The 17,821-nt window shown below is 53.6% G+C and carries 17 protein-coding genes; 9 read left to right on the forward strand and 8 right to left on the reverse strand.

The features are described 5' to 3' along the window. Window positions 1-100 precede the first annotated feature (100 nt). The 7 genes from BM231_RS14055 to BM231_RS14085 all read right to left on the reverse strand — a co-directional run bounded on the left by BM231_RS14055 (window position 101) and on the right by BM231_RS14085 (window position 7,844). The gene (locus BM231_RS14055) at window positions 101-1,663 is read right to left on the reverse strand and encodes an indolepyruvate oxidoreductase subunit beta family protein (RefSeq protein WP_093520331.1); all 1,563 of its coding nucleotides are present in this window, start codon (window positions 1,661-1,663) and stop codon (window positions 101-103) included. Between the two features lie 2 nt (window positions 1,664-1,665). Continuing rightward, window positions 1,666-3,816 carry a thiamine pyrophosphate-dependent enzyme gene (locus BM231_RS14060; RefSeq protein ID WP_093520333.1) on the reverse strand — a complete coding sequence of 717 codons (2,151 nt, stop codon included), beginning with the start codon at window positions 3,814-3,816 and terminating at the stop codon, window positions 1,666-1,668. A gap of 62 nt (window positions 3,817-3,878) precedes the next feature. Beyond that, window positions 3,879-4,400, reverse strand: coding sequence for a MarR family winged helix-turn-helix transcriptional regulator (locus BM231_RS14065; RefSeq protein ID WP_082826866.1), 522 nt, complete (start codon window positions 4,398-4,400; stop codon window positions 3,879-3,881). Window positions 4,401-4,519: 119 nt separating this feature from the next. Then, window positions 4,520-4,993: a MarR family winged helix-turn-helix transcriptional regulator gene (locus BM231_RS14070; RefSeq protein WP_093520335.1), complete on the reverse strand. Its 474-nt coding sequence runs from the start codon at window positions 4,991-4,993 to the stop codon at window positions 4,520-4,522. A 30-nt stretch (window positions 4,994-5,023) separates the two neighbouring features. After that, window positions 5,024-6,310: a TRAP transporter large permease gene (locus tag BM231_RS14075; protein WP_063310951.1), complete on the reverse strand. Its 1,287-nt coding sequence runs from the start codon at window positions 6,308-6,310 to the stop codon at window positions 5,024-5,026. Then, window positions 6,310-6,819 carry a TRAP transporter small permease gene (locus BM231_RS14080; protein WP_063296609.1) on the reverse strand — a complete coding sequence of 170 codons (510 nt, stop codon included), beginning with the start codon at window positions 6,817-6,819 and terminating at the stop codon, window positions 6,310-6,312. The genes BM231_RS14075 and BM231_RS14080 overlap by 1 nt, the downstream gene beginning before the upstream one ends. Beyond that, complete coding sequence (locus BM231_RS14085; protein WP_093520337.1) at window positions 6,816-7,844, reverse strand: TRAP transporter substrate-binding protein; 1,029 nt, start codon at window positions 7,842-7,844, stop codon at window positions 6,816-6,818. The genes BM231_RS14080 and BM231_RS14085 overlap by 4 nt, the downstream gene beginning before the upstream one ends. A gap of 199 nt (window positions 7,845-8,043) precedes the next feature. Here BM231_RS14085 and BM231_RS14090 point away from each other — a divergent pair, with 199 nt between their 5' ends. From BM231_RS14090 to BM231_RS14125, 8 genes are all read left to right on the forward strand, one after another. Further along, the gene (locus BM231_RS14090; RefSeq protein ID WP_093520339.1) at window positions 8,044-9,003 is read left to right on the forward strand and encodes a PDR/VanB family oxidoreductase; all 960 of its coding nucleotides are present in this window, start codon (window positions 8,044-8,046) and stop codon (window positions 9,001-9,003) included. A gap of 83 nt (window positions 9,004-9,086) precedes the next feature. Then, window positions 9,087-10,442, forward strand: coding sequence for an aromatic ring-hydroxylating dioxygenase subunit alpha (locus BM231_RS14095; RefSeq protein WP_093520341.1), 1,356 nt, complete (start codon window positions 9,087-9,089; stop codon window positions 10,440-10,442). Beyond that, window positions 10,423-10,905, forward strand: a complete 483-nt coding sequence (locus BM231_RS14100) for an aromatic-ring-hydroxylating dioxygenase subunit beta (protein ID WP_093520343.1) — start codon at window positions 10,423-10,425, stop codon at window positions 10,903-10,905. Before BM231_RS14095 ends, BM231_RS14100 begins: the two co-directional genes overlap by 20 nt. A gap of 16 nt (window positions 10,906-10,921) precedes the next feature. Further along, on the forward strand, window positions 10,922-12,541 hold the full coding sequence (locus tag BM231_RS14105) for an AMP-binding protein (RefSeq protein WP_093520346.1): 1,620 nt from the start codon (window positions 10,922-10,924) through the stop codon (window positions 12,539-12,541). Then, window positions 12,538-13,716 (forward strand): thiolase family protein, encoded by a 1,179-nt coding sequence (locus BM231_RS14110; protein ID WP_093520348.1) that lies wholly within the window; start codon window positions 12,538-12,540, stop codon window positions 13,714-13,716. Before BM231_RS14105 ends, BM231_RS14110 begins: the two co-directional genes overlap by 4 nt. Then, entirely contained in the window at window positions 13,716-14,975 is a 1,260-nt protein-coding gene (locus tag BM231_RS14115; protein WP_093520350.1) for an SDR family NAD(P)-dependent oxidoreductase, read from the forward strand. Before BM231_RS14110 ends, BM231_RS14115 begins: the two co-directional genes overlap by 1 nt. Before the next feature lie 2 nt (window positions 14,976-14,977). After that, window positions 14,978-15,784 carry a cyclase family protein gene (locus tag BM231_RS14120; RefSeq protein WP_093520352.1) on the forward strand — a complete coding sequence of 269 codons (807 nt, stop codon included), beginning with the start codon at window positions 14,978-14,980 and terminating at the stop codon, window positions 15,782-15,784. Further along, a complete protein-coding gene (locus BM231_RS14125) occupies window positions 15,784-16,512 on the forward strand; it encodes an SDR family NAD(P)-dependent oxidoreductase (RefSeq protein WP_093520354.1) in 729 nt (242 codons plus the stop codon). Before BM231_RS14120 ends, BM231_RS14125 begins: the two co-directional genes overlap by 1 nt. A 64-nt stretch (window positions 16,513-16,576) precedes the next feature. On the opposite strand, the gene soxR is transcribed toward BM231_RS14125, so the two are convergent. Continuing rightward, complete coding sequence (soxR, locus tag BM231_RS14130; RefSeq protein ID WP_093520717.1) at window positions 16,577-17,044, reverse strand: redox-sensitive transcriptional activator SoxR; 468 nt, start codon at window positions 17,042-17,044, stop codon at window positions 16,577-16,579. 92 nt (window positions 17,045-17,136) lie between these two features. Here soxR and BM231_RS14135 point away from each other — a divergent pair, with 92 nt between their 5' ends. Beyond that, the gene (locus BM231_RS14135) at window positions 17,137-17,778 is read left to right on the forward strand and encodes an MBL fold metallo-hydrolase (protein ID WP_093520356.1); all 642 of its coding nucleotides are present in this window, start codon (window positions 17,137-17,139) and stop codon (window positions 17,776-17,778) included. The last annotated feature ends 43 nt before the right edge of the window (window positions 17,779-17,821 follow it).

Here is a 17,821-nt window from a genome sequence, read left to right on the forward strand (position 1 = left end):
CCAGAAAAACACCGTATTTTCGCTAAGGCACACAAATGCATACATTAATTATAATCGGAGGAAAAATTTCAAATGCGACATTCTTTCCCCCTATTTTCAATCAGAGGGTTTGAATTGTCTTCAATGCACCTTCCAAAGCTTCGCCTTTTTCATCCAAAAGAGCTGCCTCTCTGAGGCGTCTGAGCCAATCTGAGGCGTCTTTTCTGTCTTTCAGGAATGTGAGAGATGACAGAACCCGGTCAAATTTAGAGTGGCCTCGTTTGTGAGTGTCCGAATATCCTTTGATAAGCCGGCGGCAATTGAGGATCTCTACGGCGAGGTGATAGTCTGAATGCACAGTCTTAATCGCAAGATCCCGCCAGTTTCGGAGATGCTCTGCCTCAATTCCATGGCGCAGGAAACTGCGGCGCCAGGGTTTCAGGCTACTGATGAGCCAGAGGCTGAGAAAGCCTCGAACGGAGTGCGTTCTTATGCGTCGCCCCTTGTTCACCCTTCTATCCAGCCAGTTAAACACCTTGGGGCGGGATTCAATCCACTTACCTAGCCGAACTGGCAGAGTTCCGCAGATTTCTTCCATACGCGGATGGAGATACTCGGTCAGTTCCAGCTGGTTTTCTGCTTCTAACTGGATTTCCCTTTCAACGCGTTGAAAGCGTGTTTTTTGCGTTTTTATGTCGGCAACGCGGATTGTGTCGTCATAACACATGGCATTCGCCAGATGCTTGGCTGCAACTCTGGTGAACTCCCAGTTCTCATTTTCAGTATCACTGGCGAGTACAATTTCGAGGTGATTGAGATACTCCTCACCGTATTCGAGATCCTGAAACTCAACGGTCCTGCGCAGACCTGCCAGCGCCATCTCGTGAACCGGTTTGGGCAGCGCTTCAATGCGGGATAAGAGCAGTTGCCAGGCTGCGCGTTTCTTCTCAGGCCCGCGGACTGTGAGTGCCTTTTCGGGCTTGGGTTGTTCTGGTCGCCTGGTACCAGCACTTCCAGCTGTAGCTGATGACTGGGCGTGGTCGAAGCTGGCATTAAAGGATGCGAGGCTCGCTTTAACGCCCTTACCACCTTTGCGGATGGTTTCTTCATAGGTACCTTTGGCGAATGGCAGTGCACCTGAGCCTGCGAGTGCACCGAACAGACTGGAGGAGATGACGCTGCCGTTTTCAGCCGCAACATCTTCCATGTTGAAGGCGACCAGCTTTTGGGAGGCTGTTCCAAGACGGGAAAGGACGACATCACTGTCTTGCTCCCCTTTGCCAGGCACGATTTTTTCTGAGACTGCCAGAATGCGGTGAGATGAAGCGATCAGCGTTGTCTTATCTGCTGTAACGAAACCACGGATAACAGCGCGGCCTGCTTCCATGAGTTCGGCACAAATGACGATGTCGACATCGCCTTGCGCTGGACTGAGGGAGAAGACGGGTGCTTTGCCGGTGTCAGGTGCCATTTCAACGTAATAGATCGTTGCCCCTGTGCGCTGGGCGACGCCTGCGACGGAGGTGGACTGGGCTTTGTATCCGTTGGCTTCAGCTAAATTGACAATCCAGTCTGTGAGGACACCGCCACCCTGCCCGCCAACGGCGAAAATGGCGATTTTCGTAATGGTGCGGGTTTCGTCCTCACCTGTTCCCAAGGCCTGCCATTGAGTGTCTATATCCATGATTATACCTCCTCAATGATCAGAGACCGGCGCTCGCGCCAGTTTTGCAGCGCGGTAATGATGCGGCCGCTTATCTTGCGGATGAAACGTTCGGATTTGCTTGGGTTGTGAATGGTGTCAGCCTGATAGAAGGATGGACAGAGGATGGCGGCGTCCGCGACCTCCCCGCAATTGCCGCAACCAACGCAGTTCTGGTCGATATGAGCGACCGGATCATCGCGCAGCGGGTCATCCAGTTCTTTGACTGTCAGAGATGGACAGCCTGACAAACGCATACAGGCGTGATCGCCAGTGCAGACATCTTCATCAACACCGAAGCGGGTATTCACGACGCGTTTTTGCTCTTTGACTGCTTGATTGATGATCGGCTTCTCCCGGCGCTGCTTATTAAGCATGCACTCAGAGGACGCGATGATGACCTTTGGACCTTTGACATCGGTGGTCAGCGCTTCCTTCAGGACCGATTGCATCTGGGTGACGTCATATGTGCGATCAAGCTGACGGACCCATTTCACACCAACGCCTTTCACCGCTTCGGTGATTGGGTGTTTGGTGGACTTGCTCTTGTTGTTTGCCCTTGAGGACAGGATGTCCTGCCCGCCTGTGGCCGCTGAGTAATAATTGTCGACAATGACGATCACACCGTCATTTTGATTGAAGACCGCATTGCCGATGGAAGTGGTCAGGCCGTTGTGCCAGAAGCCGCCATCTCCCATAAATGAGATGGACCTTCGATCCGTTTCCGTTGTGTTGAACGCAGAGGCCGAGGCCGGCCCTAATCCATACCCCATGGTGGTGGAGCCGATGCCAAATGGTGGCATGATGGAGAACAGGTGGCAGCCGATATCTGAGGCGATGTGATGCGGGCCCAGCTCATCTTCTACCAGTTTGGTTGCAGCAAAGATGGGACGTTCCGGACAGCCCACGCAGAAACCGGGCGGGCGCATGGGAACAACCTCTTGCAGCTCCTTTATATCTGGCAGTGGACCTGGCGTATTTGGTGCACGTCCTTTGCCGGGCAATGCATCGGAATGCGTTGCAAGGAAAGTTTGGATGCTATCCAGCATCACTTGTCCGGTATACTCACCAGCTTCCGGGAATGGTCCTTTCCCTTCCAATTTGGTGCTGAGGCCTTCCTTTTGCAGCATGGCGCCAACGGCTTGCTCCAGATAATCAGGATAGCCCTCTTCCACCACCAGTACAGTCTCTTTGGTGCGACAGAACTCGGTGATTTCAGCTGGAACAAGCGGATAGGTTACATTCATGACGTAAAGCGGGATTTGTGTTTCGCCGTTGATGTCAGCAAGCCCCAAACGCTGCAACGCGCGGATGACGCCGTTATACATACCGCCTTGCAGGATAATCCCGACATTTCGGCCCTCTGGTCCAAACAACTCATTCAATTTATGCGTTTGAATATAATCCAGCGCAGCAGGCAGACGCTTTGTCACTTTCTCCTGCTCATGCAGGAATGAGGCTGGTGGCAAGACAATGCGGTTCAGGTCACGCCTGGGGTTCTCCAGAGCATCAGCCACGCTCATGGATGGGCGCTGGTTGTCTTTGGTAGCGAACTCACCATGCACATGACAGCTGCGGATGCGCACCTGAAGCATGACCGGCGTGTTGGAGGCTTCTGACAGTTCAAAGCCATCGCCAACAGCCTTTACGATGGACGGCAGATTGGGGCGCGGATCGAGCAGCCAGATCTGGCTTTTCATTGCAAAGGCGTGGCTGCGCTCCTGCATGATGGAAGAGCCTTCACCGTAGTCTTCCCCGACAATAACAAGGGAACCACCGGTGACGCCGCCAGACGACAGATTTGCCAAGGCATCAGAGGCGACGTTGGTGCCAACAGTTGATTTGAAGGTGACTGCGCCGCGAATGGGATAGTGAACGGATGCGGCCAGCATGGCAGCAGCAGCGGCTTCGCTGGCACTGGCTTCAAAATGCACGCCCAACTCACCAAGAATATCCTGCGCATCAGCCAGAACATCCATGAGGTGACTGATGGGCGAGCCCTGATAGCCGCCAACATAGCCTACACCATTTTCCAGAAGTGCTTTGGTGATGGCCAGAATGCCCTCACCCCGGAAAATCTCGCCTTCACCAGCGCGAAGTTTCTCGACCTCTTTGACAAAGGATCTTTCTGCCATACTCCCTCCCTCGAAAGCATGACAGATCCAGCTGGCGCAAACTCAGTGAAGAGAAATGCGCCCTAGAAGTCGTGCTTTCGTATGTTTGCCAGCACTTTGCGCAGCGTCACCAAAAAGGCGTCATGCTCGGCTTGCGAGACGCCAGTGAACATTGTGCTGTATTCATCGCGCATATGCGGCCACATCTCACCGAAAGCAGACCGTCCTGCCTCTGTCAGAAAAATATGGCGCACGCGGTTGTCCTGCTCGCTGGCTTTGCGGTGGATCAGGCCTTCCTTTTCCATCGCGTCCAGCGTGCGGCTCAAAGTCGATTGCTCGATCACCGAGTAAACTGAGAGTTCATTGATCATCAGCCCGTCCACGACTGACAACACAGCGAGTGCTCTCATTTTGGCGACCGACAACCCAGATCTGCTCAGTTTTTCACGCAGACTTTCATTGTATCTGCCCATGATCCGGTTCATCAGATAGGGCGCAAAATGGCCCAGCCCGACCTCTCCCAGAGTTCTTGGCGTGGATACAGGTTTTGAGTGTTGTCCGTCCTGTTCAGTTTCGGGAGCTTGATCACCGAGAATCTCGTTCATGTGGTGCACTCTTTCTTTTTTGAACAAGCCCCACCTCTCTCGTAGAGCTTGAAATTGATTATATGCATTTACATATTTATATCAACTGCAATCCTGTAGATTATAGCGTAAATATGTGATCATTCATTGTTTTCGAGAGTCTCGATCATACGCGAGAGAAAACTTTTCACCTGCACGATGTCACTCATGCCAAGCTGACGGATCAACCGCTCTTCATGAGCGCTGGCCTGCTTTACGAGCTTACCTGCGAGCTCCCTGCCCTTTCCGCTTAAAAAGATACGAACACGGCGGCGATCTGCTTCATCGGACCGGCGTGTGACCAGTCCTCGTTCGGTCATCTGATCGATGGTTTTGGTGAGGTGAGATTGCTCCATAAGAGCGAAGCGGGCCAACTGTGTGACCATCTGGCCATCATTGTCTCTGAGACAAGCCAGTACGCGCCATTCCGGGACGCGCACGCCGGCGCCCCGGATTTCTTCGTGAAACTGCCCGCTTGCCAGATGGCTTGCGGATGCCAGCAGATACAAAAGGTAACCGTCTACAAAGCCGGATTCCTTTTCATGAGTGTCAATTTCTTTCAGGTCTGCGTCCACCGGCCAGCCTCTTCTTTTGTTTTTGCCGTGCTACATTGAGTACGGAATAATAAGTGCGAGTCCCGGAACTGCAATTAGCAGGATCAAGCGCACAACATCCATAGCAACAAATGGAACTACACCGACAAATATCTTTTCGACCGGCACCTCAGGGGCAACTGAGCGCATAACAAACACGTTCATGCCGATTGGAGGCGTGATGAAGCTCATTTCCGTGACGATAATGACGAAGATGCCGAACCAGATTGGATCGAACCCAAGACCGGTCACGATTGGAAAGAGAATCGGCACCGTGAGTGTGACCATAGACAGGCTTTCCAGCAAGCACCCCAGCACCAGATAGATCAGCACAATCATGGTGATGATGGCATAGGGCCCAACACCAAGGGCGTTTACCCATGTGCGCAGGTCCGTTGTCAGACCGGAAATGTTCACGTAGTTCAGGAAATAGAGTGCCCCAAACAAAATGAAGAACATCACAGCGGTGGTTTTGGCTGTCTCAAACAGCGTGTTGAGCGTCTCCCGATATGTCAGTTTGCCCCGCATTGCGGTCAGAACCAGCGCCCCGCCTGCCCCGATGCCAGCCGCTTCCGTAGCCGTGAAGACGCCGAGATAGATGCCGCCAAGCACACAGACAAACAGAAGCAATGCCCATGACACGCCACGCAGAGCTTTGATGCGTTCAATCAGCGGCAGTTTGCTCTGAACTTCCAGATCTTCCTTAAACATGAAGAGCGACAAGCGCACGGCAAGCATATAGCCGATAACGCCGACAAGGCCCGGCAGAATGCCAGCCAGGAACAGTGCGCCGATGTTTTGCTGCGTGAGAATGCCGTAGATGACAAGAATCACAGAGGGCGGGATCAAAATACCCAGCGTTCCGCCTGCTGCGATTGACGATGTTGCCAAACGGTCTGAATACCCAAACCGGCGCATAGCTGGCAGAGACACACGTGCCATGGTTGCTGTGGTTGCCAGAGATGATCCGCAAACAGATGAAAAACCGCCACAAGCTACAATAGTTGCCATGGCCAGACCGCCTTTGCGGTGTCTTAGCCATGCGTTTGCCGCCGTATACATGTCACTGGCAATGCCAGACTGGACGATGAGATTGCCCATGAGCAGGAACAGCGGCACCACAGACAAGGTGTAGCTTCGACCGCTGTCAAAATAGACCTGTCCGACAAGGTGAAAAGCAGGAGGCAATCCAATGATGGACGCAACTCCGAAAAAACCAACGGCAGCCATTGCAAAAGCAATTGGCACGCCGACAAAAATCAATGCCATCAGGATGGCAAGACCCAGATACCATTCCATCAGGAACCGCCCCCAACACCTCTAGGAATTCTCAGGACAGCAAGCACAAATGTGATGAATGCGCAAAACGCACAAATGACACCGGCTGCTTTTGCAAATGGAGCAAGAGGGATGCGCAAATACACCGTGACTTCCTGATAACTCGCAAGTTGAGTTCCGTGTTGCCAGAGTTCCCAGGCCACAACGGACAGAACCACAGCTACAAACATGCGTGAAAAGAACATTTGCAGGGCGGCTACTCCGCCTTTGAACTTGGAGGTGAACAGGTCTACCGTGATGTGTCCGTCATCCAGACACACCGCAGGAAGGCCTGTAAAGATCACCGCCATGAGCAACAATTCCGTATATTCCGGCGCTCCGGGCAATGGGCTTGCAAACAGGTAACGGCCAATCACATCAATGACCGTTACTGCGACCAGCGCCAGAAGCAGTATTCCGCAGAGAACAGAGGCGCCCGAACGAAGCTTTCGTCGGGCGCGCGCTGCTAAGTCAACCAGATTCCCACTCATTTTTCAGAGGCAACCGCTGCAACTTCTTTTTGGAGCATGTCCATGGCAACTTCGAAGTCGATGCCTTTTTCGCCGTAGGATTTGGCGACACCGTCAAACATTGGACGGGTGGCTTCTTCCAGCTGAGCACGCTCTTCTGCGGTGGCGTCGTGAATGGTCACTTTGCCCTGCATCTGCTCCAAGCCCCATGCATCCGCTGCATTCCACGCTGCGCCCGCAAGGCGTGAGAAGGCTTCACCAGAGATCGCCTCAATAGCTTTCTGGTCTGCTTCTGACAGGCTGGAGAACTTGGCATTGTTGGCGATGAAGAAGAAGGAGACGTTGTAAAGTCCGCCCTCTACGCGCAAGCCATTGCTCAGCAGGCCATCCAACTTGAAGAACGGGATGGATTCTGTCGGGAACACGATGCCATCAGCAATGCCGCCCGACAGGATTTCATAGGATTGCGGTGCTGGTGCCTGAATGGCCACCATGTTCATGGCCTGAACCAGCTGGTTGGTAATGCTGCCAGCAACACGGATCTTAGCGCCCTTCAGCTCGCTCAGAGGCGAGACAGCGCGGTCAGTTGTGTAAAGCAGGCCAGGACCGTGGGTGAAGACACCCAGAACCTTTGCACCGCGGTGCTCATTGGCTTTTGCCAGCGTGCTTTCATAAAGACGCCAGTAAGCCACGGACAAGCTGGTCGCCTCCTTTGCGAGGAACGGCAGCTCCGCAATCTGTGTGAGTTTGAAGCGACCCGGTGTGTAACCGTGCACGCCGTAGGTGAGATCCGCAATGCCGTTTGCGGCAAGGTCAAAGTGAGCCGGTGGCGGGCCGAGCGGAGCGTCGAGGATCTGTACAGAGACGCGTCCTTCTGTGACTTCCTTCACCTTGGCAGCCCAAGGCACCATCATTCCTTTTACGATCGGGTGTGCTGGTGGCAGCCAGCTGGACATGCGCAATACTGTTTCCTGCGCCATGGCAGATGCGCTGACAGAGAGCGCGGCAATAGTTGCAGCTGCAAATATCTTGAACTTATTATTCATGTTCTCCCTCCCCAGAGAATACAGGATGAATGAGAAAAATGTGCACACATCCCGTAGGTTAATCAAGCACAAATATGAAATGGAAACTATTTCCAGTTCATGCATTGACATTGTTTTATATGATATCGCATATTATATTTATCATTTATGCGAGAGGAAACTCTCCTTGTTTTGGCTCTGAGGGAGGACGCCAAAAAGCATGAAAACACTTATTATTGAGAGGGTTCGGACGGTCGCCCCGAAAATCAAACGATTTGATTTAAAAGCCGATGATAATGGGCCGCTCATACAATTTGCGGCTGGTGCACATATTGCAGTTCAACTTAAGGATGGCTCTTCTCGTCAATATTCCCTGATCGATCTTGGTGAAAACTTACCTTACGAGAATCAGCGATACACGCTTGCTATACTTTGGGAGGAAGACGGAAGTGGCGGTTCGGCTTACATGCATTCTTTGCAGGTTGGCGACGCTGTTCAGGTTGACACCCCGAAGAACGATTTTCCGCTGATTGAGGACGACAGACCGGTTGTTCTGATCGCAGGCGGTATTGGTGTGACGCCAATCATCAGCATGGCTGCAGCGTTGAAGCGCGCCGACAAATCCTATGCTCTGCACTACTCTGGCCGGACATTGGACGGGATGGCATTCAGGGATGAGCTTGCGCAACTCTGCGGTGATGCTTTGAGCATCCATAGTGATGACGATCCGGAGCACCGCCTCGATCTTGGCGTACTCATTCCAACGCTTGATAAAACCAGCCACATCTATGTGTGTGGCCCGAAGGGAATGATTGAAGCAGTGCGTGAGCAGGCTTTGAGCGCTGGGTTTGGCAAAGAGCAGATCCACTTTGAGCTGTTTGCAAGCCCTACCCCGTCAGGTGATGATGCTGGCGAAGGGTTTGAGGTGGAGGTGAAGTCCTCAGGCGAAGTGTTTTGGGTGCCGCAGGATAAATCCATCGTGGATGTGCTGGAAGATGGCGGCGTTGACCTTGTGTATGACTGTCAGCGCGGTGATTGCGGGATTTGTCAGGTGGATGTGCTTGAGGGTGAGCCAGACCACCGCGACGTGGTGCTGAGTGATGATGAGAAAGCGGCTGGTGACGTGATGCATATTTGCGTATCGCGCGCCAAGTCCAAACGATTGGTGCTGGATTTGTAAAAGACAATTTCGCATATTTTCCGGAGGGACGCGTTTTATAGCTCCGGTCAGTATGCGCTCTAAGCTTTTTGGGAGGGGAGCTTATGACCATGAAATACAAAGATAACCCGCAGGCTGTGGCTGACCTTGTGCGCCCCGCTGAAGTCCATCGCGACCTTTATATCGACGATGAAGTGTTTGATCTTGAAATGAAGCATCTGTTTGCCTCCACATGGGTTTATGTGGGGCATGAGAGTCAGGTGCCTAATGCGGGCGATTATTTCGCAACCGACGTTGCTGCTCAGCCCATTTTGCTGGCACGGCATACGGATGGCGAAGTGTATGTGTTGCACAATCGGTGTCCGCACAAAGGCACCAAGATCGTTATTGATCGCTCTGGCAACACAGGCAAATTTTTCCGCTGCCCGTACCATGCCTGGTCATTCCGCACCAATGGCAAGCTGCTCGCGATCCCTCTGAAGAAAGGCTACAAAGACACTGGCTTTGAGCAAAGTGAGGCCGGACAAAGCGGTCTGCCTCCAGTGGGCGCGGTGAAGAACTATCGCGGCTTCATCTTTGTGCGCATGAAACAAGAGGGGATCAGCTTCGAAGACTTCTTCGGCGGCTCCCTCTCCTCTCTCGATAACATGGTAGACCGCTCTCCGGTTGGAAAGCTGGAAGTGGCAGGCCCACCGCTGCGCTACATGCACCATTGCAATTGGAAGATGCTGGTCGATAACCAGACGGACACCTGTCACCCAATGGTTGCTCATGAAAGCTCCGCTGGAACAGCGGTTCAGATTTGGGAGTCCATTGAGAAAGACGAAAACACCAAAACGCCCATGGCGATGGAGGTGATTGCGCCGTTCATGTCACCCTATGAGTTCTTTGAGGATATGGGCATTCGCACCTGGCCGAATGGTCATGGTCATACGGGCGTGCATCACTCCATTCACTCCGATTACTCCGCTATTCCCGGTTATCTGGAGATGATGGTGGAGGCTTATGGTGAGGAACGGGCCAAGGCCATTTTGGGCGAGAACCGGCATAACACGGTCTATTTTCCGAACATTATGATCAAGGGACCAATTCAGCAGCTGCGTGTGTTCATTCCGCTGGCTGCTAATAAGACGCTGGTTGAGAGCTATATCTTCCGCCTTGTTGATGCACCGGACATGCTGCTGGAACGCACGGCTATGTACAACCGCCTGATCAACGCACCGACCTCCATTGTGGGGCACGATGATCTGGAGATGTATGAGCGCGCGCAGGAAGGCTTGCAGTCTCAGGAGCTTGAATGGGTGAACGTGCAGCGCCTTTATGATGCTGACGAAGACCTTGAAGTCGAAGCCGTTGAGAACGGCACGACGGAACGGCAGATGCGCAATCAGTTCCATGCCTGGAAGAAATTTACCGTTGAAAGCATGGAGGCCGAAGCTCGTGACCTTACCGACGCGTGATGACCTGATTGACCTTGTCTACCATGAAGCACAACTGATTGATGAAGGCCGCTTTGATGAGTGGCTGGAGCTTTGGGGTGCTGACAGTTACTACTGGATGCCGCTGGATTATCAGCAGGATAACCCAAAAAACATGACCTCACTTATGTATGAGGATGCGTTTTTGCGGAAACTTCGTGTTGAGCGCCTCAAGGGCCTGCGCACCTTTTCGCAAAAACCCAAGAGCCGCTGCTCTCATGTTTTGAACCGCCCAAGCATCGAGGCTTTTGATCCGAAGGCGGGCCAGTTTATCACCCGTACCGCCGTTCATTATGTGGAGACGCGGCTCGACGACCAGTTTTTGCTGGCGGCCACAGTACACCATCATTTTGAGATGGTGGAGGATGAGCTGAAGATTAAGCTGAAGCGTGTTGATCTGCTCAATTGTGATGCTGCCTTTGGCAACATTCAGTTGTTCATTTAAGAAAACAGGTTTTTGAATGATTGAGCATGAATCTGTTTTCAAAGCGTTTTGCGCTGCTGCTGATAAGTGGCCGGAACGACCGTTTGTAAATGTTCTGCCTGAGACTGCAGAGCTTTACGATATTGAGGTTGGAGAGACCTCCTACACAGAAGCTTTGGCTCAGGCTCAGACTGCTGTGGAGCGCTATCGGCAAGCTGGGCTTAAAGCTGGAGACCGTGTTCTTGTTCTGCTTGAAAACCGCCCTGCTTTCTTTTTGCACTGGCTGGCCTTGAATGCGCTCGGCGTGGTGATTGTTCCGATCAATCCTGACCTGCAAAGCTCTGAGCTTGAATACATCGGCAGGCATGCAGAGCCTGTTCTGGCGATCTCAACACGTGAACGCAAAGCGGATATGGAGCAAGCCGCGCGAGACAGCGGGCAAGCTTTTGCCTGTGCGACGCTGGAAGATGCCTTGCCCGTTATGCGCATGCCTTCGGATGAGACTTATTCGCCTGCGCAAGAAGATCCTGCGGCGATGCTTTACACCTCTGGCACCACAGGCAGTCCGAAAGGCTGCGTGCTGGCCAATCGGTATTTTCTGGAAGCCGGTCACTGGTATGCCAATGCAGGTGGCACGTGCACGCTGAAGGATGACGGTGAGCGGATGATCACGCCACTGCCGATTTTCCATATGAATGCAATGGCGTATTCTGCGATGGCGATGGTTGCTGTTGGTGGCTGCCTGACTGTTCTGGACCGTTTCCATCCGCGTTCCTGGTGGCAAAGTGTGCGGGAGAGCGGCGCAACTTGCCTGCACTATCTGGGTGTGATGCCCTCGATCCTGATGAGCTTGCCGGAAGCACCGGAAGATCGAGCTCATTCGGTTCGCTTTGGCTTTGGGGCGGGTATTGACGCCAAGCTGCATGTTCCGTTTGAGGAGCGCTTTGGTATTCCCCTGGTGGAAGCGTGGGCCATGACAGAAACCGGTGCAGGATCTGTGATTGCAGCTAACCAAGAGCCTCGTAAGCGTGGCATGAACTGCCTTGGTAAGCCCGGCCCAGAGATGGATGTGTGCATAATGGGCGATGACGCTCTGCCTGTTACAGGAACCGAACCCGGTGAGTTGCTGGTCCGGCGCAAGGGCGATGATCCGCAAGTGGGCTTCTTCTCGCATTATTTCAAAGATGGTGCTGCCACGCGTGAGGCTTGGGAGGGTGACTGGTTCCATACAGGCGATATTGTTCGGCGAGATGAGGATGGTGACTTCTTCTTCGTTGATCGCAAGAAGAATGTGATCCGGCGTAGCGGCGAGAACATTGCAGCGGTGGATGTGGAGTCCGTCTTAATGCAGCATCCTGATATTGAGGCGGTTGCTGTTTGTCCTGTCCCAGACGCCATTCGCGGGGATGAGGTGTTTGCCTCTATTGTCTGGCGCGGCGAGAAGACGAAGGATGCCGCAGAAGCGATTGTGCGCTGGGGATTGGAGCGTATGGCCTATTACAAAGTGCCCGGTTACATCGCGTTTTGCAGCTCATTGAAGCTAACGGGAACGCAGAAGATCCAGCGAGCTGCGCAAAAACAGATGGCGCTGGAGCTGCTTGAAAAGTCAGAGGCATTCGACACCATCCACCTGAAGCGGAGGCAGTTGGTTTCATGATCAAGCCACGCAAACGCATGGGGTATGACGGGGTTGTCGTGGCAGCACCTGCCAGCACGCCCTATGAACGTTATTCAACAGAGACCGCGCATTGGTGGATTGCCAAAGCGCTGCGACAGTCAATCCAAGCTGCAGGACTTACACCACACGATATCGACGGGTTTTCTGTCGCCAGTTTTTCGCTGTTTCCCGACACAGCTGTGGGTTTGACGCAGCATTTGGGGCTTGTTCCGCGTTGGCTGGATCATATTCCGCAGGGCGGCGCCAGTGGGCCCAGTGCACTGCGCCGGGCTGCTCGTGCCGTGCAATGTGGAGATGCTTCTGTTGTGGCATGTGTAGCGGGGGATACCAACCACGTGGATAGTTTCCGGCGCATGCTTTCCAGCTTTTCACGGTTTGCTCAGGATGCCTCCTACCCTTATGGCGCTGGCGGGCCGAATGCCTGTTTTGCGCTATTAACCGACTATTACATGCGTGAATTTGGCGTGGGCCGTGAAGATTTTGGGCGGATCTGCGTTTCTCAGCGAGACAATGCTTTGCGCAATGAGAATGCGGTGATGAAGAAACCGCTCAGCATGGATGCGTATTTGGCGGGACGTGAGATCAGTGATCCAATCACCTTGTTTGACTGCGTGATGCCTGTGGCGGGTGCTGAAGCTTTTCTGGTGATGCGTGAAGAAGATGCCGTTGCTGCGGGTATACCGCATGCGCATATCAGCGCGACCATTGAGCGGCACAACGCCTTTGCCGAAGATCCCATTCAGATGCGCGGCGGCTGGGAGATGGATATTGATGAGCTTTATGGCATGGCAGGGCATGGGCCAGAGCGCGTGGATCTGCTGCAGACTTATGATGACTATCCGGTCATCGTAATGATGCAGTTGGAAGACCTTGGCTTTTGCGCGAAAGGCGAAGCAGCGCGGTTTATAGCGGACAAGGACCTGACAGTTTCCGGTGATTTTCCGCATAACACCTCTGGCGGGCAACTTTCTGCTGGTCAGGCCGGGGCAGCTGGTGGGTTTATCGGTCTGGTGGAGGCAATCCGGCAGGTGACGGGTACCGCAGGGGCAACGCAGGTGGAGAATGCCAAGCGAGCCTTGGTTTCCGGCTTCGGGGTGATCAACTACGACCGCGGCGTGTGCACCAGTGCCGCACTTTTAGAGGGGGTGAATTGATGGTGATACCGCTTCAAAAGCCACCGAGAAAGAACCCGCAAGTGCGCACCCGTGTGCCGACCTTGCCTTCGCATCATCGTAGCCGATCTGCGTTGTTTATGGCGGCGGCAGCGGCTGAAGGCAGATTTATGCTGCAGGTCTGTGCGGAGCCGGAGTGTTTGGCAGTTCAATATCCTGCGCGGGATGCTTGCAGTTCCTGTTTGTCGGACCGGTTGATCTGGCAGGATGTGTCTTCGCGCGGAAAACTGATTGCGACATCCACCGTGCGTACGAGCACCAATATCTACTTCAGAGAGCGCACGCCGTGGCGGCTTGGGACGGTGCATCTGGAGATTGGCCCCTCCGTAATGTGTCACCTTCACAGTGAGGTGACGGTGGGGGATGAGGTGCAGCTGATTAATCGGCTCGATAAATCCGGGCAAAGTGTTTTGCTTGCCTTGCCGATGGAGAAAGCCCCGTTGCAGGAGGATGATATGCAGCTTCGCGAGCTTACGTGCGATCCGAAGTTTCGGCGCATTCTGATTACGGATGCCCGCAATCCGAATGCCTATGCGCTGGCAAAGAGCCTGCTGGAGGCTGGAGCTTCTGCGGTGTTTATTGGAGAGGCTGAGAGTTGGCGTCCCTACCCTGACCGCTCCAAACTTGAGTCTCTTCAAGGTGTTGAGCTGGTTTCTTTAGATGTGACTGACACTTCCTCCGTTCAGGAGCTTGCAGGCGAGTTTGGCGGCAAGGTCGATATCCTGATCAACAACGCCCGCTTTGTACGCCCCGGTGGCATTCAGGGCCGCGGTGATGTTGGCTTTGCTATGGATGAAATGCAGGTCAACTATTTCGGCATGATGCGTCTTGCGCAGGCCTTTGCCCCAGCCATGGCAGGTCGCAGTGCAGATGGGGTGAACAGCGCTGTCGCGTGGGTGAATGTGCTCTCCGCTTATTCGTTGGTGAGCAACCCCGGCTTTGGCAGTTTCTCAGCCTCAAGTGCAGCAGCGCATTCGCTCTCACAGTGTTTGCGGGCGGAGATGGCGTCCTCTGGTGTGCGGGTGGTGAATGTTTATTGTGGGCCGACCGAGGATGAAGGGCATCAGCCGCTGCCTCCTCCCAAGGTTCCAGCTTCGACGCTGGCAAGGGAACTGGTGAAGGCGCTGCAAGCGGGACTGGAGGATGTTTATGTGGGCGACATTGCCAAGGACATCCGCCGCAAGTTCATGGAGAGCCCGAAGGTGCTTGAAAAAGAAATGACAAGTCTGGAGGCGCTGTAACCATGGAAGCCTTGAAAGAGAAATTGGAGAACCCGGTTGAGCTGCTGAGCTCTGCTTTGCTTTCCGGTGATGTGGAAGTGGTGGACCTGACGCATACGCTTGATCCGGATTTTCCGGTGATCGTGCTACCACCCGAGTTTGGGCAGTGCGCGCGCTTTCGCATGGAAGAAATCTCCGCCTATGATCATCGCGGTCCGGCGTGGAAGTGGAACACCTTCACTTGCTCTGAGCACACAGGTACGCATTTTGATGCGCCGATCCATTGGATTTCCGGACGGGATCTGCCCAATAACACGGTGGACTCCATTCCCCCTGAACACTTTGTTGGGCCAGTGGTGGTGATCGATTGCTCTGAAGGGTCGGCGCAGGATGATGATTTTGAACTGACACCGGAGATTATTGCTGCTTGGGAAGCTGAGCATGGGCGCATTCCGGCGGAAAGCTGGGTGTTTATGCGCACGGACTGGAGTAAGCGCCACGGGGCCGCTTATCTAAATATGCGCGATGACGGGCCGCATTCTCCCGGGCCAACGCCTGAGGCCGTTCGATTTCTGATTGAGAAACGCAACATTCGCGGGTTTGGCACTGAGACTGTGGGGACGGATGCGGGCCAAGGTGCGCATTATACGCCGCCCTATCCAGCACATTTTTATCTGCACGGGGCGGGCAAGTATGGCTTGCAGTGTATGTGCAATTTGGACCAGTTGCCTGCCACGGGAGCTATGATCTTATGTGCGCCGTTGAAGATTAAAAACGGGACAGGCAGCCCCTTGCGTGTTCTGGCGCTGGTGCCGAAGGGAGGTCGTTGATGTCTGGTAAATTCACAGCGGTCATTACAGGCGGCAACAAGGGCATTGGGGCTGCGCTTGCCAAGGAAATGCTGGAGGCTGGTTACACGGTCATTTGCCTTTCTCGCCGGGAACCGGAGTTTACGCATCCCAAACTGCATTTCCATCAGACGGACTTGCTGGATCAGGCGCAAGTGAGCGCTGCTGCTGAGGCGATTGCGACTGAGCATGAGGTGACGCATCTCATTCACAATGCGGGGCTTATCTTCCCCAACCTGATTGAGGATGCCGAGGCTGAGGATATTGCCGGACTTGCCCAACTTCATCTGGGATCAGCGCTGACGCTGCTCAAGGCCTTCTTGCCGAGCATGAAAGCCAATCAATTTGGACGAGTGTTGTTTAACGGCTCCCGTGCTGCTTTGGGCGCGAAGACACGGACGGCCTATAGTGCCTCGAAGGCCGGGATGATTGGGATGGCGCGGACGTGGGCGCTGGAGCTGGCGCAGCATCAGATTACGGTGAATGTGATAGCGCCTGGTCCGGTGAAAACAGATAACTTCTGGGGCATCATTCCCAAGGGCAGTGAGCAAGAGCAGAAACTGGCAGATGGCATTCCTGTTGGGCGCATTGGCGCGGTAGAAGACATCACCAATGCCTTCCTATTCTTTGCGGACCCGAAGTCCAGCTTCATCACCGGACAAACGCTGTTTGTCTGTGGTGGGATGAGTGTGGGGACTGCTCTACTATAACTGCGTGCAGTTGAAGTTCTGAATCAGATTCAGGTCATGCGCCTAGTTATTTGATGCCGCAGAGTCAGGCGTCTTCGGCGTGGGATTTACTGCGCCATCCCAACAGGTGGGCGCCTGCGCCCTGACTTTTCAGCTTATCTTCTGGGTTGAGGAGGTGGCAGTCTGTCATGGACAAGCAACCGCAGCCAATACATTCGTTGAGACCTTCGCGCAAGTCCTGCAGTTCAGCGATGCGTTTGTCCAGATCATCCTGCCACCACGTGGAGAGTTTGGCCCAATCCGCTGCTGAGATCTTTTTCTCGTTAGGCAGCTGATCCATGGCCGCTTTGATCTCTTTAAGCGGTACACCCAGTTTCTGCGCGGCTTTGATCACCGCAATCTTACGCAGGACAGCAGCGGAGTATCTTCTGTGGTTCGCGTTGTTGCGCCAGGAGCTGATGAGCCCTTTTTCTTCGTAAAAATGTACCGCTGAGACGGCGATGCCACTGCGCTCTGCGACCTGCCCGACGGTTAGTCCTTGCAAAGAGACCATTGTCATTCCTTTACTTTTCGCCTTGACCTCAACATTACTTGAGGAATTAGAAGAGATCATGGCAGTAATCAAGACCCAATAAGGAATGGCAGATGAACAAGATTTACGCGGACCTGTGGCAAGTCCCAATGGAAAAGCGGTTTGGAACACTCCTCTCGCATGCATATTTTCTGAAAACACCAGATCGAAACATCCTTATCTCAGCCTTTGAAAATTTGAGTGAGGCGGCTCAATTACGCGAGCTTGGAGGGATCGATGAGCATTACCTCACACATAATCACGAGATTAGTGAAGGTTTAAGTGAAATAAAACTCATCCTTGGTTCAACGCTGATCGGGCACGAGAACATCCAGAAGTTCTTTAGTGGTGACGTCCAGCCTGACTTGCTTTTGCAAGGTTCAAGGCCATTTGTGGGCGCAGACGGGTTTCAGGCGATCTATACACCGGGGCATACGGACAACAATCTGTGCTTCTATTATCCCTCGCCCGCTGGCAAAAATTACCTCTTCACCGGTGACACGATCTATTTGGATAACGGGCGTTTCAAAACACTGATCATGTCCAGTGATGGCGGTAACAAGCAAGAGCTTGCGGCCTCTTTGAGAAACCTGCGAGAGCTGCCGGTGGATGTGATCTTGTGCAGTGTTGCCATGGGGAACTATGAGATTGTCGAGGTCACTCAGCCAGAATGGCACGCTCTGATGGATGAGAAGATTGCAGAGCTGGAACGTTGATGCAAAAAAGCCGGAGTGTTTCCACCCCGGCTTTGAACTCGTG

It is taken from the genome of Pseudovibrio ascidiaceicola, from assembly GCF_900114245.1.
GTDB classification, from domain to species: Bacteria; Pseudomonadota; Alphaproteobacteria; order Rhizobiales; family Stappiaceae; genus Pseudovibrio; species Pseudovibrio ascidiaceicola.

Bases quoted from the DNA above. Each gene is read 5' to 3' on its own strand.
- BM231_RS14115 (WP_093520350.1), top strand. From the start codon at position 13,716: ATGGTGATACCGCTTCAAAAGCCACCGAGAAAGAACCCGCAAGTGCGC.
- BM231_RS14125 (WP_093520354.1), top strand. From the start codon at position 15,784: ATGTCTGGTAAATTCACAGCGGTCATTACAGGCGGCAACAAGGGCATT.
- BM231_RS14080 (WP_063296609.1), bottom strand. From the start codon at position 6,819: ATGAGTGGGAATCTGGTTGACTTAGCAGCGCGCGCCCGACGAAAGCTT.
- BM231_RS14090 (WP_093520339.1), top strand. From the start codon at position 8,044: ATGAAAACACTTATTATTGAGAGGGTTCGGACGGTCGCCCCGAAAATC.
- soxR (WP_093520717.1), bottom strand. From the start codon at position 17,044: ATGGTCTCTTTGCAAGGACTAACCGTCGGGCAGGTCGCAGAGCGCAGT.
- BM231_RS14055 (WP_093520331.1), bottom strand. From the start codon at position 1,663: ATGGATATAGACACTCAATGGCAGGCCTTGGGAACAGGTGAGGACGAA.
- BM231_RS14120 (WP_093520352.1), top strand. From the start codon at position 14,978: ATGGAAGCCTTGAAAGAGAAATTGGAGAACCCGGTTGAGCTGCTGAGC.
- BM231_RS14060 (WP_093520333.1), bottom strand. From the start codon at position 3,816: ATGGCAGAAAGATCCTTTGTCAAAGAGGTCGAGAAACTTCGCGCTGGT.
- BM231_RS14105 (WP_093520346.1), top strand. From the start codon at position 10,922: ATGATTGAGCATGAATCTGTTTTCAAAGCGTTTTGCGCTGCTGCTGAT.
- BM231_RS14135 (WP_093520356.1), top strand. From the start codon at position 17,137: ATGAACAAGATTTACGCGGACCTGTGGCAAGTCCCAATGGAAAAGCGG.
- BM231_RS14085 (WP_093520337.1), bottom strand. From the start codon at position 7,844: ATGAATAATAAGTTCAAGATATTTGCAGCTGCAACTATTGCCGCGCTC.
- BM231_RS14095 (WP_093520341.1), top strand. From the start codon at position 9,087: ATGACCATGAAATACAAAGATAACCCGCAGGCTGTGGCTGACCTTGTG.
- BM231_RS14065 (WP_082826866.1), bottom strand. From the start codon at position 4,400: ATGAACGAGATTCTCGGTGATCAAGCTCCCGAAACTGAACAGGACGGA.
- BM231_RS14075 (WP_063310951.1), bottom strand. From the start codon at position 6,310: ATGGAATGGTATCTGGGTCTTGCCATCCTGATGGCATTGATTTTTGTC.
- BM231_RS14110 (WP_093520348.1), top strand. From the start codon at position 12,538: ATGATCAAGCCACGCAAACGCATGGGGTATGACGGGGTTGTCGTGGCA.